Origin of the sequence: Sphingomonas trueperi (assembly GCF_011927635.1) — a bacterium.
GTDB classification, from domain to species: Bacteria; Pseudomonadota; Alphaproteobacteria; order Sphingomonadales; family Sphingomonadaceae; genus Sphingomonas; species Sphingomonas trueperi.
In genome coordinates this window covers 1-15,704 of the sequence record NZ_JAATJB010000023.1, presented here as the reverse complement: position 1 = coordinate 15,704, position 15,704 = coordinate 1, and the positions used below count along the sequence as shown (strand labels likewise).

The following is a 15,704-nucleotide window of genomic DNA, read 5'->3' as shown; positions in this document are numbered from 1 at the left end:
CATGGCGCTACCTCCCAGCTATGCGCCGCGCGACGTGCAGCGCTCGATGCCGACGCCTGATGTCGCCAACCCCGGCCGGTTTATCGCGGCCGGCCTGCAGCAGGTGGGTAACGTTGCCGTTGGCGTGGCGCAGAACGAGCAGGACACCCGCAACCGCGTTGCCGAGATCCAGTATCAGCAGGAGCGGCAATCGCAGTCAGCCGATTTCGCGGCGCGGTTCGCCCAGGCGCGTGTCGACCTTTCCGCGAAAATCGACGAACTGCGCACGTCCGCGGCACCCGGCGCGGCTGGGCATGCCGAGGCAGTGCAGAAGCTGTGGGAAGATACCCGCGACAAGCTGATGTCGGGGGTGAGCAACCGTGCCGCGCAGGATGGCGCGATGGTATCGCTCGCCGAATATGGCGGATCGCTGCTCACTGGTGAACAACGCTGGCAAACGGGACGCCAGATCGAAAAGCAACGCGACGATTTCGGCGTGGCGGTGGATGGAGCCGGCTTGCTCGCGGCGCGCGACCCGAACCAGTTCATCGCCGAGCGCGATCGTCTGCGCACCTTGGCCGACGGCCTCGGCCTCGGCGCCGACGACACCGAGAAGCTCAAGCGCTATGGCGACCAGAAGGTAACGCAGGCGCTCGTCTCGCGACAGGCAATGGAAAACCCGCAAGGGGCGATCAAGCTGCTCGACAGCCCCGAGATCCAGTCGATGCTGGGGAGCCCCGAGCTTGTCGACCAGCTGCGCCGCGGGGCCGATATCCGCCAACGGCAGGTTGAGACAGAACAGCGCGCCGCCGCCGAACACGAATTGAAGCTCCAGCGCGAGCAGCTCGCCACGCTGCGTGCCAATCTCGATACCGGCGCCGGCACCCCTGGCGACTGGATGGGGCTGGCCACGCGCTATGAGGCGATCGGGGATACCAGCGCGGCGGCCGAGGCGCGCGCCAAGGGGACCGAGATGGCGGCGGCAATCGGCTATCGCGGCGCGAACCTGCCGCAGCTCGATACCCGGATCAATGCGCTGGTGGCGAAGCAGGGCAATGGCGGCCTCACCCCGGCCGAGGCCTCCGAACTGAAGGGTGCCCAGGCGCTGCGGCAGCAACAGTCCGAGCGGCTCAACCAATCTGGTGGTGCGATGCTCCAGCTCCAGTTCGCCACGGGCAAGACGGTGACACCGCTGAACCTGAGCGATCCTGCCAGCCTCCAGCGCCGCAGCGCCGAAGCCTTGGCGGCGGCCAAAACCTATGGGCGCGTCGCGGTCGAGCCGCTGCTGCCCGATGAGGTGAAGCCGCTGCGCGACCTGGCCGAGGGCAACCCCGCCCAGCGTCTGCAGGCGCTCCAGACCATTGCCGGGTTCCGTGATCCGGCAGCGATCCTCGGCGCGGCTCGGCAGATTTCCGGCCGCGATGACGGCAGCTTCCGCATCGCTGCCACCTTCCTGAATGCGCCCGGCGGCGCCGATCTGGTGCGCGGCATCCTGAATGGGCCCGATGCGCTGAAGGCGCATCAGCAGGTGTTCGCGGCCGAGAAGGCCAAGAAGGTGTTCGACCAATATACCGGCGCCGCGCTGGCGGGGATGCCGGCGGACTATGCATCCGATACGTTCGACGCTGCCAAGCACTTCTACGCGTACCGAATGGCGCAGGCCGGCGCGACCGGCTGGAGCGAGGATGCCTGGCGCGGGGCGGTGGAAGCCACGCTCGGCGGCTTCACGCAGGGCGGCGAACATAAGGGCGGCACTGCGCTGTTCAACAGCCAGCGGGTGATCATTCCCAGCGGCTGGACGGCGGAAGGCGTATTCCGCCGGTTCGCTCGCGCCAGCGGGCCGGAATGGTCGAAGGCGGCGGGCAATGCCCAGCCGCAATGGCCGGACGGCCGTGACGTGACCGCGACCGAGCTGCGCGGGCTGCTGCCGGTCTATGTCGGCGGCACGCGGTATGCGTTCCGCACCCGCGCCGGTAACTTCCTGAATGTGAAGGGCGGCGGCACCTTCGTGGTCGACGCGGCCCAGGTGCCCTGGAAATGAGCGACCTTCGCGGCGGCCCTACGCCAGCCCCGGCACCCGCACCCGGCCCCGATCGGACCAGCTTCTACAGCAGCGATCCCAATGCGCTTCCGGCCGCCAAGGGGCCGGCGGACATGCCGCAGCCCGGCTGGTGGGAAGCCGCTGCGGCGGGGTGGCAGCTCGCCCGCGACGACTGGGCGGGCTATCGCGACCAAAAGGTGATGGACTCCTATTCACCCATCATCGAGGCGCTCCAGGCCGAAACGGGCAAGTCAGCCAACCGCTATTATTGGGTGGGGCACAACACGGCCGGGGTGAACGACGTAAACGTCTTCGCCGATCTGGCCGAGGTTCGCCGCCGCAAGCCGGACTTCCTGGCCGGTGTGCCCGGAGATCCGGACGCCTTCGGGAAGCAGGTGGACGAGCGCGAGGCGAAGCGCCGCGCAGCCGATCGCGTGACGGTGTCGCGCGATCGTGGCTGGGGTTCGACCATCGGGGGGTTCGCGGCGGGTGCCGCCGATCCCTGGAACCTCGCCACCCTGCCGCTGGGCGGCGGTGGCGGTGCCACGGTGGCGCGGCGCATCCTTTCGGAGGCTCTGGTCAATGCGGCGACCGAGGCGGTGGAGCAGCCGCTGATCGCGGCGGAGCGCGCCAAGCGCGGCGAGGCACTGACGGCGGGTGAGGCGGCGGCGAATATCGGCATGGCCGGAGTGGCTGGTGCCGGCATGCAAGGGCTGATCCTGGAGCCTCTGGGGGCGCTGGCCAAACGCGTGATCGGCCGCGACCGGATGACGCCCGATGAAGTGGCTGCCGCGCATGTCGACGAACGGCAGGCTGATATTGCGGCCACCAGCCCATTCGGCGCCGGCAGCGGGGCGGAGGTGCATGCCGAGCGGCTGCAGGCGGCGATATCGTCGATCCTCGACAGCAGCGCGCCGAGCGCGCGTGCGCGGGCGCTTTCGGGCACCTCGCTCGGCTCGGCACCGACGCCTGCCCCGCTTGATCCGCTGGTGGTTCCTCGTGAAACATCGGCTGTTCCACGCGAACAGTTGAAGGCGAAGATTGCTGTTGCCGAGAGCGGCGGCAATGATCTGGCGGCAAATCCAAACTCCTCCGCGCTGGGGCGGTACCAGTTCGTCGCGCCCACCTGGCTGCGCTACTACGAGCAGCGCTTCGGCCGGCAGGGCCTGAGCGACGAAGCGATCCTGGCCAAGCGCCGCGACCCGCAGCTGCAAGAGCAGCTTATGAACGACATGGTTGCGGACAATTCCGCCGCGCTGCGTCGCCTGGGCGCGCCCGAGACGGCCGGCAATCTGTACCTAATGCATTTTGCCGGGCAGGGCGGGGCGGGCAAGATCCTGCGCGCCGCGCCCAACACGCCGATCGAGCAGCTACTGTCCAAGGCGGCGATCGACGCCAATCCGTTCCTGCGCGGCAAGAGCGCGGCCGACGTGATCGAATGGGCGCATGCGCGGATGGGGGACAAGGGCGATGGCGCGACCGTGCCGCGCGAGCAGTTCGCCAGCGATGAGGAATGGCAGGCGGCGCAACGCGCGGCCGACGCAGCCAATGCCGAGGCGGCGAGCTGGGCGCGCGAGCGCGAAGCGGCGCCGCAGATGGAAGTGGACTTCGGCACACGTCTCGCGAGTGAAGATGCGGACGTGCCGGTGCGCGGCATGGATTGGGAACCCGCCGCCGCGCCGGTGCGCGATCGGGGAGCGTCGCTGGTCGAGGCGCGGCGAGCGATGGAAGCTGGGCAGATGCAGGAAGCGCCTGGGCTGCTCTGGCATTCGGAGACCGGCGATATCGACGTGCGCTGGGGTGTGCCCGGCGATCCCGCCCGCGCATACAAGGGCGGCTATGGCCTGTCGCATATCCTCGCCAAGCACCCCGAGATGGGCGATATCCTCGATCGGCTGCCCGAATTGCTGCGCGACATGACGGTGAAGCAGCGCCGGGCCGAACGGCTGGTGCTGGAAAGCGCCGATCATGAGGCGAGCATCGCGCTCACATGGCACGGCGACGATCAGACGTGGCTGTTGACCGCGTATGAAAAGCCCCGGCCTGACCCGAACTCTGAGCGGGGATCAGGTGGGAGCGCGGCCGTCTCTCCGCGCGCCGGGGCCCAACGGGATATACGCGCTGCGCCTGCCGACGACAAGATGGCGGCGCTGGAACAGCAATGGGCTGCAGCGGCGGCGCAGGGGTTAACACCCGAGCCGGTATGGGCGATCCGAAACCGCGACACGGGCGAGCTGGTGGGCTGGTCGCGCGACCGCGCTGATGCCGAAGCCCAACTCGTGCAGCGCTCCGACAACCTCGATCTGGAGCAGATCCGCCCGCCGGAACGCTCAGCCGGGGTGCCGGTGGAGCGCGAGCTGTCGGCCAAGGCGTTCGACGATCCCGCCGGCCGGGAGGCGGAAGCCCAGGTGCAGAGCATCGAGCATGATCTGCGCGCCGAGTTGGCCCGCCAAAGCGCCGCCGAGGAAGGCGCGGGGCTTGCTTCTCTCGACCCGGCCGAGCTGCACTTCGTGCTGCGCGAAGAAGCGTTGACCGAGCTGGAGCAGCGCCTGTCCGATATCGCGCGCGAGCGCTACCCGGCGGACACCGGCACGGATCGCTTGCTGCGGCAGCAGTTCGCGGAAGGCTACCGTGCCGCGTTCGGCGAAAAAGACTATCTCAAGCGCGTGCGCGATAGCGAGGCGTCGATTGCGGGTTACGAGGTCGGCACGGCCGAGGTGCGCGCCTGGATCGCCGAGCATCGATCGACGAACAGCGAATTTGCTGGTGTCGCCCAGGAAATGTATCTTGATCTTGAGGGGCAGCCGGTGACGCTGCGCCAGCTGTTGGCAGATCTGGACGCGGACGCGGCTGAAATCGACAATATCAGGGGGTGCCTGTGAGCTTGGACGTTTGCATTCCCGGCATGGTCGAGCGGGGCGAGCTGACCGAGCAGCGTGGCCGCATGATCATGGCCAAGTTCGACGAGCTGCTCAGCTATTATCGCGGCCAGATGGGGGAGGCTGCCGCCAAGGCCGAGGCCACCGCCAAGACGGTCGAGCAGCTCGCCGCCGAAGCCACGCTGAAGAAGCGGCGCACCTTGCTGGGTGTAGCCGCGCAGAAAGAAATGGCGGCCAACATGGCGCGTTTCGTGGGGCACGATCCGGCCAAGCCGATCCCGGCTCGGGCCGCGGAAAGCATCCTGATCCACGACGATCGCGCACCCTGGCTGCCGTTCGAATATCGCTGGAAGGCGATCCGCGGCCGGGCGCACGCGGCGCTGGATCAGGTGCTGCTGCGTCACCGTGCCGATTTAGCTGGGCGGGTGCGCAACAAGAGCGACCTGGAAGCCATGGTCGACGCGATGCACGGCGACAAGGTGGACGATGCCAATGCGACCGAGCTGGCCCAGGCGGCGACCGAAACGCTGGACATGCTCCGCCGCCGCGCCAACGCGGCCGGGGCGGACATTGGCAAGCTGGAAAATCGCGGCCTCGCGCATAATCACGACAGCGCCAAGGTGGGCGATGCCGGCTATCCGGCCTGGCGCGACTTCCTGGTGCCGCTGCTCGATCGCGACCGGATGATCGATCGCAGCACCGGCCAGCCCTTCACCGACGAAGCGCTGGACGAGCTGCTGCGCGACATGCACCGCGCGATCGAGACCGATGGGCTTTCGCGGGTAAACCCGGGCGGCATGGGCCAGCGCAGCCTGGCCAACCGGCTGGGCGAACATCGGGTGCTCCAGTTCCGATCGGGCAAGGATTGGCGCGCTTATCATGATCGGTTCGGCGTCGGCAGCATCTATGACGCGCTGATGGGGGAAATCGATCGCCGGAGCCGCGACGTGGCGCTGATGGAGACGCTGGGGCCGAACCCGCCGGCCGGGCTTAAATGGCTGCAGGATACCGTCCGCAAGTCGGCGGCCGAGCTGGGCGACCGCAAGGCCAAGGCCTCGGCGGACAAGGCGGCGAAGAAGCTGCAGAACCTGTTCGACGAAGCGACGGGCAAGCTGCGCGAGCCGTATAGCCGCAAGCTGGCACTTTTCTTCTCGGCGATCCGCAGCTGGCAGGTTGCAACCAAGCTGGGCAGCGCCACGCTGTCCGCCACCAGCGACGTGGCCACGCAGCAGCTCACGCGCAGCTTCAACGGGCTGCCCACCACCAGCACGATCACCGGCTATGTGAAATACATCAATCCGCTCGACGCGACCGATCGCGCGCACGCGATCCGTACCGGCCTGATTGCCGAGGATTATGCCCATGCGGCCTCCACCCAGGGGCGGTATCTTCTCGAGGAAATGACGGGCGAGGTTTCGCGTCGGGTGGCAGAAGGCGTGCTGCGCCTCTCTGGCCTCAACGCTTTCACCCAGGCTGGCCGCTGGGGCTTCGGCATGGATTTCGTCGGCTCGCTCGCGCATTTCGCCGAGCATGAATTCTCGCGGCTCGATCCGCGCTATGCCCGCATGCTCCAGCGCTATGGCATCGGAGCGGCCGAGTGGGATGCGATCCGCGCCACACCGCTGCGCGAGGAACGCGGTGCGACCTGGCTCTATCCGATGGACATCGCCGATCGCGCGCTGAGCGACCGCGTGCTGGGCATGATCCAGGCCGAAACCGACATCGCTGTCCCGGTGGGCGGGCTGGAGCTGGGCGCGATGGTGAACGCCAATTTTCGGCCGGGCACCTGGCTGGGCGAACTGGGCCGCACGGCATTCCAGTTCAAGGGGTTTACCGCGACGGTGACGATGCTGCACGCGCGGCGGATGATGGCGATGACGACGTGGCAGGGCCGCGCCGGCTACGCGCTGGGCCTGATGATCACCACCACTGTGGCGGGCGCGCTGGCGCTCCAGATGAAGGAGCTCGCCAAGGGCAAAGACCCGCGGCCGATGGAGGATTGGGCGTTCCTCGGCGCCGCGGCGGCGCAGGGCGGCGGCGCCGGTATCTATGGCGACTTCCTCAAGTCCAGCGAAAGCCGCTTCGGATCCAGTTTCAGCGACACGCTGAAGGGCCCGGCGTGGGCAACGCTTGACACGGTGAATTCCCTCTCGCTGGACGCGATGTGGGACAGCATGGACCCGAAGCAGAAGGTCAATTACGGCCGCCGCCTGACCAAGGCGGTACGCGGCGAAACGCCGGGCGGGTCGCTCTGGTACATGCGCGCGGCGTTCGAACGATTGCTGATCGACCAGATGCAGGAAATGGCCGATCCCGACTATCGCAAGGCGTTCGATCGGATGGAGAAGCGCGCATCTGAGCAGGGGCAGGCCTATTGGTGGCGGCCCGGCGAGACCGCGCCCGATCGCGCGCCGGACCTTTCGAACGCGCTTGGCGACACGCCGCAGCAGTGATAGAAGGCGCCCAGGAACCGGGCGATCTCATCCCCGCCCGTTTCCGCATTTCAGCCGGCCCTAGCCGGCGATGCGGCGACGGGACACGGGATGACGGTATCGACGGCCTATAACGGCCCACAGATCAGCCTTTGCGACGGGAGCACCACCAGCTTCCCAGTTGCCTTCCAGTATGCTGCGGCCTCGGAACTGATCGTCGAGCTGATCGACGCGGTGACCGGCGACATTGTGCAGCTGGTGGAAGGCGCCGACTATACCCGGTCGGGCGACGGCATGTCCGCGCCGACTGCCATCACCACGCTGACCACCTATCCGGCGGGCAAGAGCATCCAGCGCAGGCGCTCGACGCCGCTGACGCAGACGCTGTTGGCGCCGCCCAACTCGCTTCCGCAATCCGCGCTGATGGAGCGCGCCTGGGATCGCGCGATCCTGGCGTTGCAGGAAGTGGTGTCCCGCGTGAACGTGGCGATCGCCACCATCGCCCGCACCTGGCAGCCACCGGCCAATAGCACCTATGCCGGCAAATATCCCGTGGTGGGGCCCAACGGCGAATTGCTGTACGCCTCCGGGACCGGCGCGGACACGGGTCTGCGTACCGACCTAGCCAGCCAAAGCGGTACCAGCTTCGTCGGTTGGAAGCGCGCGAAGACCGGCGCGATCGTGCGAAGCGTGGGCGACGTTCTGGTCGATCAGGCTTCGATCATGGATTTCATCGTGCCGCAGGTCGAGCGCGACAAAATCCGCGCGGGGACGTCGGTTGCGGATATGTCGCCCTATTTTGCGGCGGCGGCGGCCGCCAACATTCCGATCGTGTTCCCGGCCGGCAGCTACCACCTCGGCGGATCGGTGCTCTTCAACAAGCGCGTTACCTTCCTGCCTGGCGCGAAGATCTATCGCGATAGTGGCGGTGCGATCGGTTTTGCGGGCGGCATAGACGCGCCGTGCGAGCAGATCTTCTACGGGTTCAAATACCCCGAACTCGATATCAATGCAGATCTTACTCCGTGGGGCTGGGTTGATTGGTTCGGCACAGACGCCGATGCGCTTGAGACCGCGCCCTCCATCTTCAAAGAAGTTCGGCTAGCGATGCACGACTATGTCGTCACGCGCACGGTCATCTGGAACCATCGCTTTCGGAAGATATCGGGCGGCTGGGGTAGCGCCGAGGGCACTTTCGGGACGCGCATCGTCCTGACCGGGGCTGCGGCGGCGACGCAGCCGGTCGTGCAGGTTGGTTCGGGCCTGACGAACGGCAACGTCGCGGCCGATACTGCGCGGCGCCTGGTCGTCGAACGGATCAACACCTATCGCGATGGCGTCGTTCAACCGGCCGTCACCAACCGCCGCGAAGATGCTGTTCCCGGCTGGGAGGTGAAGGGCTGGTATGAAGGCCGCATGGTGGAGTGCTTCGATTTCGGTAGCCCGATCCACTATCGTGTCAGCGGCACTTGCGCCTGTGTGATGGAGAAATGCCGCGGCGTCCGCCCTTATGTGGGTGCGTCGAACGGCCATCCCGATTTTTATACCGCCTTTGCCGTGGGTGGATACTCGACTTCCTGGGGCTTCATCGGCGCAAATGCCTCCATCCGCCTGATCCAGTGCGAGACGGCCGGCGGCGTCGGGGACACCCGAGTAGGCCTCTATCTCTATGGCCTCATGGGCGACACGTGGGTCGAGAAGTTCGAGATGTCGCAGCTCGAATACGGGATCCTCATCGATGGTGCCGCGAAGGGCACCTCGACCGCACTGACCGCGCAGGATGCGCATCAGGACGTGATGATCCAGCAGCCGGTATTGGATGCCTGCCGCACGAACTGCATTCGCGTACAGCAGATAAATACGGGCGGGCAGATCAATATCAGCGATGTATATGCGGCGCTCTCTCAGCCCGGCGCGGTCGTATATATCGAGGATGTAAAGGGTGCGGTAAGTATAGACAGCGGGCAGATACTCGGAGATGCGTCCAAAACCATCACAGGTATCTTCGCGACGGCTGCGCATATGTTGCACGTATCCCGCTCGGTGAAGATTAAGAACTGCACCATCGGTATTCAGGCCATCGGCTCGGACACGCTCTCGATTGAAGCATCCGTAGTACGCACGGCAGCTGGAGGCAATGCAGCGGTCGATCTGCAGAACGTGACGCGCAGCATCATCGCCCCCCTCCAGAACGGCGATACCGGAACGTGGACCTATGGGGTCACCATGGATGCTGCGTGCGGGTACAACTCGGTCGACGGCACCGGGATCGGCTTCGGCTCCTTTGTGTCGATGACGGCTGCGAACAAGGTTCGCTTCAACGGTGGCGATGCCCGCACCGCCTTCGGCTCCAACCTGCTGACGGGCAACCCAGCATGAGCACGGTCGCCGATTTCGCCACGGCAGCGATCAGCGCCACGGCGGGTGTCGTCGGAACCCTGATCATCCGGCGCGGGCAGGGTCGCGACACGGATCGCACGGTCGACGCGCAGCTCGAGGAGCATCGCGACGGAATGATGCTGGATCTGCTGCGCGCCGCGCGGGAGGAGCGCGCCGCGATGCAGGCCGATCTGGAGCGGTGGCGCGCCATCGCCGCCCATCTCGACGACTTCGATCTGGCGCTGAGCCATATCGAGGCGCTGCTGGCCGCTGAGACCGAAAACGAGCGCGCCAGCGTCGCCCGGTCTGCCCACGCCTTCCTTGGGCGCATCGAAGTCAAGCGCCGTGCGCAGCAGCAGGTGCGTGCCGAGGCGCAGCTGGGCGTGAGTGTCGCCGGGCTCAACGAACAAGCAAAGAAGGGAAGCTGAGATGGCTACCGTACAGATCAACCTTGGCCTGGTGACGGCGCTTACCCTGAACGGCGCGGACCTGCCGATCTTCGACAGCGTCGACGCGCAGGCGGAGACGTTGGACAGCACCGCCGGTAACGTCGTCGCGAGCAAAACGGGCAAGCGCGGCTATGTGTGGTGCATCACCGCGCTGGATGCGATCTGGGTGAAGTTCGGCGCGGCGCCGATCGCTACTTCGGGCGATGGCTGGCTGATCGGCGCAGGCCAGACTCGTACGTTCAAGGTGACGGCCGACGGCGAGAAGGTCGCCATCAAGGCGGCCGGCTGATGGATGCGATCTCCCTTGCCGGGAATGGCGGCGGCGGCGGCGCCGGTGTCCGCGTCCGCAACGTCACCGTGCCCGCCGGCGCGACGGGGCGGCAGGTGAACCTGCAGCACCTGCTCGGCAGCAGCTCGACCTTCTCGCTCCTGAGCGGCACGAACGCCAATATCCAGCTCAACAACGGGGATGGCCTAGCACTGACCGCCGGGCTGGCCGCGGGCGCGACGCAGACCGCGATCGTGCAGGAGATGGTCGGCAGCGGCGCAACCTTCCGGCAGGCGGCCTATGCGCTCAACTGCACCGGCGCGCCCGTTGCCCCCTCGGTCCCGGCTGTCACGCCCACCGGCGGGGATGGCCAGATCTCGGTTGCCTGGGTCGATGGCAGCAACGGCGGATCGCCGATCAGCTCGCACAATATCTACCTTGATGGCGTGCTGATCGCGAGCCCAACGGGCGCCTCCCCCTATGTGATCACCGGCCTGGCCAACGGCACGCCCTACTCCGTGCAGGTCTCGGCCGTGAACGGCGTTGACGAGGGCGCGCGTTCGTCCCCGCAGAGCGTCACCCCATCGGCCGCGCCGGTCGCCGGCGGCATCCTCGCCCTCGCGTCGATGAACAGCACGCTCACCACCGACAGCGGCGCCGCGCCCGACGTTACCGGCTTCGTCGTCGGGATCACGTTCAAGGGCATGGGCCGCCGACACCCGATCAACGATCCGGCATTCGACGCCAGCAAGGTGACGCTGACCGTTCAAGACCCGGGCTTCGACGATGTCGGCGGGGTCATCACCCCCGTCACGCGCACCCGCACGGTGAAGGGCACGCTGCCCCTCAAGTGCCCATGGCCGCAGCCCTGGACGGCGCTGGGCTCGACCGTGCCCGCCCGATCCTATTGCTGGGGCATGGCTGGCGGCTTCCGCCGCGCCTATTACACCGAGCTGGGGGGCACCAAGGGTGCGACCGCGCCGACGCACTCCGTCGACGGCCAGACCGTATCCGACGGTGGCGTGCTGTGGACGCTGATTCCGCTCAGCCAGAACACCGGCTATGTCGAGAAGGTCTCGGGCAGCGATGTGACCGTCTATGTGGTGCTCGATATGCCGCTCTTTGCGGGTTCGACCATCACGGGCATCAGCATCGGCGCGGGTGCGTATGTCGTCGGCAGCACATCGTCGCTCGCGACTACCGGCGCGGGCGTGTCCGTCACGAACAATTCACAGCTGCCCTATCCCTCTGTCATCTTGAACGTCATCACGCCGCCGCACCAGCGCTCGACGGGAACGATGCGCGTCGAAGTGGCCGCGGATCATGGATGGGGCATCCATATCGGGGGCGGGCGGCCGATCGTCGGCATTCGCGCAACTGCGTGGGATATGTCCCGCACGAACAGCGTCACCTTGCCCGATATCGTCTCGACCGAGCTATCGACGCAGTATACCACGTCCAGCCCCGGCGGGTGCGCCGTTGAGGTGTTCGCGCCGACTGCAAACACGGCACCGCTTCCGCAAGGCGATAGCTTTTTCGAGTTTGTGGCATACCCATGGTTGGGTCTCCCGTTCAGCACCCGCTACGATGGCGAGGGCGCGGACTGGCGCGGCAATCAGAACTATCCGATGGCGGGCACGATCGTCCGCAACGGCTCGGGCTATTACCAGCTGAAGACGCCCGGCACCTCGGCCGCGTCCGGTGGCCCGACCGGCACGACCCTGTCGGCGGATATCACCGATGGCACATGCGTCTGGAATTACATCGGCGCCGACAACCTGATCGTGAACAGCCGTAACATTCAGGCGCGCTGGCATTTCTACAACGATCCATCGAACCTCTATAAGATCGGGTATTGCTTCGTCGATCCGTCGGGAACGGCGACGGGCACGACGGGCGTCTTCTCGACCTTCGCAGCGGCCGATGCGGCCAAGGGCACGCTCTCCAACTGCTATGCCAATATCGCCGCGGCGGAGACGGCGCTGGCGAGCTACCACGGCACTGCCGGCGGCGGGCTGACCACGCACAGCGACTCGGGTGGCGGGCGAGCCTTTCTGAAGCCCGGCACCCATGCTGGCTTCGGAACCGCGATGGGCTCCAGAACCCGCGGGAGCGTGTGGTTCTATGTCCAGGCCGACCCATCTGCGACCCCGGGCACCGTCATCTTCGGCAATGGCCCGGTGAAGGCCGGACACCCGCGCATGTGGTTCGGCGATGGCATCTATGCCACCGCAACCGCGACGGGCGCCGCCAATATCTTCTTCGATCGCGCGGCGGACAGCACCGCCGGCCTTGTGAAGCAGGCGACGGGCGAGCTGGTGATCAGCGGCATGACCTACACGCCGTTCGATGCCACCTTCGGCATCCAGTGGCGCAACGGCTGGGTGTGGTTGCTCAACAACACCTATTCGGTCGCAGCCAACATCGGCGATCCGAAGCAGCAGCAGTATGGCCACGCACTTGTGGCAGGCAACAATCTGCAGGGCCCCCTCGGCCAGGTCGCCGTTCCGAACTTCATTGGCAACACGCTGTTCTGCCTCACCGCAATTCGCGATTTCTCGGCGCCCACCGTGCCGGTGATGTTCACGATGCACCTCGATAACCGGATTTATGGGCCGATCACCTCGCCGGCCGGTGTGCTGGTGTTCACGCTCGCCTACAATGCCGGCGGGAATTACGGCTATCCGACGCTCGGCTACTCGATGCGCGGGAACCTGATCAAGTCGTCCAACTATGGCGGCTGCAAGGTCGCGCAGATTGCGGCAGATGGACTGGCGGTGCCAAGTTCGAACGTGGTCATCACGTACAACTCCGGCATCGGGCAGCGCTACAACCGAGCCTATAATGACAGCAACGCTATGCTCCACACCAACTGGTATCAGGGGTTCAACCTCTGGACCTCTTGGAATACTGTGTGGGACAGCACGGGGCACGGCTCGAACGGGCCCGATCCCAGCCGCTGCCAGAACTATTGGGTCGTTTATGATGTGGCCTCGGCCTACAACGTCAGCCTGAACGGCTCTGAATCCGGCACTGCTCCGGCGATCAACAGCTATTCGGGCATGCGCGTGGCGCCGACCTCGGCGCCCTATGCCCTGGGCGGTTCCATCACCTTCGCATCGCAGTTCGTAAACGACACCACCGATGTGACCAGCTCGGCCAACGTCTCGGAGACGCTCGGCGACTTCCGCCCGGTTGCGGGCTCGGTGATCGTCAATCGTGCAGCGATCCAGGCGAAGAAGTTCGACCTTCTCGGCGTGGCCCGGCGCCCCGACGGCAGCGGTGCCGTCGGCGCTTTTGAGCGCGCATCGTAACGGAGGGCATGGCATGGAACGCTCGGCCTTTTTCAACCGCCTCCGCCCGCTGAAAGCGGACGGGGAGTTTCAGCCCGCCGACGTGGTGGTGCTCGACAAGCTGGCGGACGAGCTGGGCATCGCCCGCCCGGCGCCGGCCGCGCCCGCGCCGCCGGCTCTGGCCTGCACCACGCTGACCGTGCGCATCGTGCTGGAAGTCGCCGAGCATGAGGCGATCGTGCCGGAGTGGTACAAGGACAGCAAGGGCGTCGGCACCTGGGCGATGGGTGTCACCGATGCCAGCGGGCACCGCGTCGGCCGCTACAAGGACAATCCGCAGCCGATCCGGCGTTGCCTGGAAGTATCGGTGTGGCTGCTGCGCCGGGGCTATCTGCCCGACGTGCTGAAGGCGTTCACTGTGCCGCTGAACGAAGCGCAGCTCGCCGCGGCGCTGAGCTGGCACTGGAACACCGGCGCGATCAAGACGAGCGACTGGCCCAAGCTGGTCAATCAGGGGCGGCATGCCGAGGCGCGGGCCTTCCTCGAAAGCCACTACCTCAACGGCGGCGACCTGGCCAAGCGGCGCAAGGCCGAGGCGGCGCTGTTCTGGGATGGCGCCTGGTCGAACGACGGCAAGACGACGATCTACGATGTCGCCAAGCCTTCCTACACCCCGAAATGGTCCAGCGCCCGCCGCGTCGATATCTCGGCCGACGTGGCGGCGGTGCTGGCGCAGGAGGTAGCATGAAGATCCTCGACAGACTGCACTGCGCGCCCGATCGCTTCTGGCTGTTCACGATCGCGGCCGGTGCGCTGGTCGTGCTGGCTGTGATCGTCATCCCGGTGGTGATCCGCGGCAAGATGCCGGAGGGCGCCGGCGAGCTGCTCGCCAGTACCGCGACCGGCCTGCTGCTGATTGTGCAGAAGGTGGTCGACGCGCAGCAGGCCCGCCGCCTGGCGGATCAGCTGGCGCGGTCGACGCCGCCGGCGGAGCCCGAAGCATGATCGCCCCGCTGATCGCGCTGGCGGCCCGCTGGGGCGTCGTGGAGCGTCTTCGCAGGCCAGTGGCATGGTTGATGGCTCTCGGGCTCGCCATCGTTCTCCTGGGCCTGTTCTGGGGCGGCTGGCGTGCCTTCGACTGGTTCAATGATCGGCAGGCCGTCCAGCGCGATCGAACTGCGGCGCAGGCGGAGATGGGGCAGCGGCAAATTCGGGCCGAGCGATCGGCCGGCGCAGCGCGCGACGCGCGCGACGCGGCTGCGCGGCAGCAGCAACAGGAACTAAAGGAGAAAGGTGATGCGGCACTACGCGATGGGCGCAGCCCTTGGGATGCTGTTGCTAACGAGTTGTAGCATGGGCGCTCGGCCGGTGGTGGCGCTGCCCGATCCGGCCGAGCTGGCGAAATGCCCGCAAGTCTATGCCAGCCTCGGCGCGCTGCCGAAGCTGGAAAGCTATCGCCTGGCGGTGCCGGCCACGGTTGCCCAGGCTGACGGCGCATCGGTGACCTTGCCGGCCGGAACCGAGCTGGTGCCCATGGGTGTGGTGCTGGCGCGCGAGGGCGTGACCTTCTCCTACGCCATGGCCGGCCGCGACTTGTGGCAGCGCTGCGCGTCCACCGTCCGCTATACCGTCGACTGGAGCGCGGAGATGGCCAAACCCAAATAGCGCGTTCCGACTTTCCTAGGGCTAAATGGCAAAGTCGGAATATTTGAGCAAGCTAAGTCTTTGAAAACATTAGAAGGCGATAGCCTCATAACCTGAAGGCCGCAGGTTCAAATCCTGCCCCCGCAACCAATCCCACACATGCCAAACCGCTTCAGGAACCCCTGAGGCGGTTTTTCTGTGCCTGTTCGCCATGGCTTATCCCCGAGTCGCGTCATCTCAGATGGTGAACCGCGCCGGGTTTGTCGGAGGCCCCAACTCCTGAGAGGAAGGGCCTATGACGAGCAAGACGACGAACAAGTTCTCGCCTGAGGTTCGCACG

Annotated in this window: 11 protein-coding genes; all 11 read left to right on the top strand. The window is 66.5% G+C overall.

What is annotated here, in order from left to right; all coding sequences use genetic code 11:
• Position 1: 1 nt before the first annotated feature.
• The 11 genes from GGR89_RS20765 (at position 2) to GGR89_RS20715 (ending at position 15,385) form a co-directional block, all read left to right on the top strand.
• A complete protein-coding gene (locus GGR89_RS20765) occupies positions 2–2,020 on the top strand; it encodes a hypothetical protein (protein WP_167713094.1) in 2,019 nt (672 codons plus the stop codon).
• Positions 2,017–4,902 (top strand): putative barnase/colicin E5 family endoribonuclease, encoded by a 2,886-nt coding sequence (locus tag GGR89_RS20760; RefSeq protein ID WP_167713092.1) that lies wholly within the window; start codon positions 2,017–2,019, stop codon positions 4,900–4,902. The genes GGR89_RS20765 and GGR89_RS20760 overlap by 4 nt, the downstream gene beginning before the upstream one ends.
• Positions 4,899–7,352: a hypothetical protein gene (locus GGR89_RS20755; protein ID WP_167713090.1), complete on the top strand. Its 2,454-nt coding sequence runs from the start codon at positions 4,899–4,901 to the stop codon at positions 7,350–7,352. Before GGR89_RS20760 ends, GGR89_RS20755 begins: the two co-directional genes overlap by 4 nt.
• Before the next feature lie 90 nt (positions 7,353–7,442).
• On the top strand, positions 7,443–9,710 hold the full coding sequence (locus GGR89_RS20750) for a hypothetical protein (protein WP_167713088.1): 2,268 nt from the start codon (positions 7,443–7,445) through the stop codon (positions 9,708–9,710).
• Positions 9,707–10,138 carry a hypothetical protein gene (locus tag GGR89_RS20745; RefSeq protein ID WP_167713086.1) on the top strand — a complete coding sequence of 144 codons (432 nt, stop codon included), beginning with the start codon at positions 9,707–9,709 and terminating at the stop codon, positions 10,136–10,138. The genes GGR89_RS20750 and GGR89_RS20745 overlap by 4 nt, the downstream gene beginning before the upstream one ends.
• A 1-nt stretch (position 10,139) precedes the next feature.
• Entirely contained in the window at positions 10,140–10,448 is a 309-nt protein-coding gene (locus tag GGR89_RS20740) for a hypothetical protein (protein ID WP_167713084.1), read from the top strand.
• Positions 10,448–13,741: a fibronectin type III domain-containing protein gene (locus GGR89_RS20735; protein WP_167713081.1), complete on the top strand. Its 3,294-nt coding sequence runs from the start codon at positions 10,448–10,450 to the stop codon at positions 13,739–13,741. Before GGR89_RS20740 ends, GGR89_RS20735 begins: the two co-directional genes overlap by 1 nt.
• A 13-nt stretch (positions 13,742–13,754) precedes the next feature.
• On the top strand, positions 13,755–14,468 hold the full coding sequence (locus GGR89_RS20730) for a lysozyme (RefSeq protein ID WP_167713079.1): 714 nt from the start codon (positions 13,755–13,757) through the stop codon (positions 14,466–14,468).
• Complete coding sequence (locus tag GGR89_RS20725; protein WP_167713077.1) at positions 14,465–14,725, top strand: hypothetical protein; 261 nt, start codon at positions 14,465–14,467, stop codon at positions 14,723–14,725. The genes GGR89_RS20730 and GGR89_RS20725 overlap by 4 nt, the downstream gene beginning before the upstream one ends.
• Entirely contained in the window at positions 14,722–15,072 is a 351-nt protein-coding gene (locus GGR89_RS20720; protein WP_167713075.1) for a hypothetical protein, read from the top strand. The genes GGR89_RS20725 and GGR89_RS20720 overlap by 4 nt, the downstream gene beginning before the upstream one ends.
• Position 15,073: 1 nt before the next feature.
• Positions 15,074–15,385, top strand: coding sequence for a hypothetical protein (locus GGR89_RS20715; protein ID WP_167713073.1), 312 nt, complete (start codon positions 15,074–15,076; stop codon positions 15,383–15,385).
• Positions 15,386–15,704: the final 319 nt, after the last annotated feature.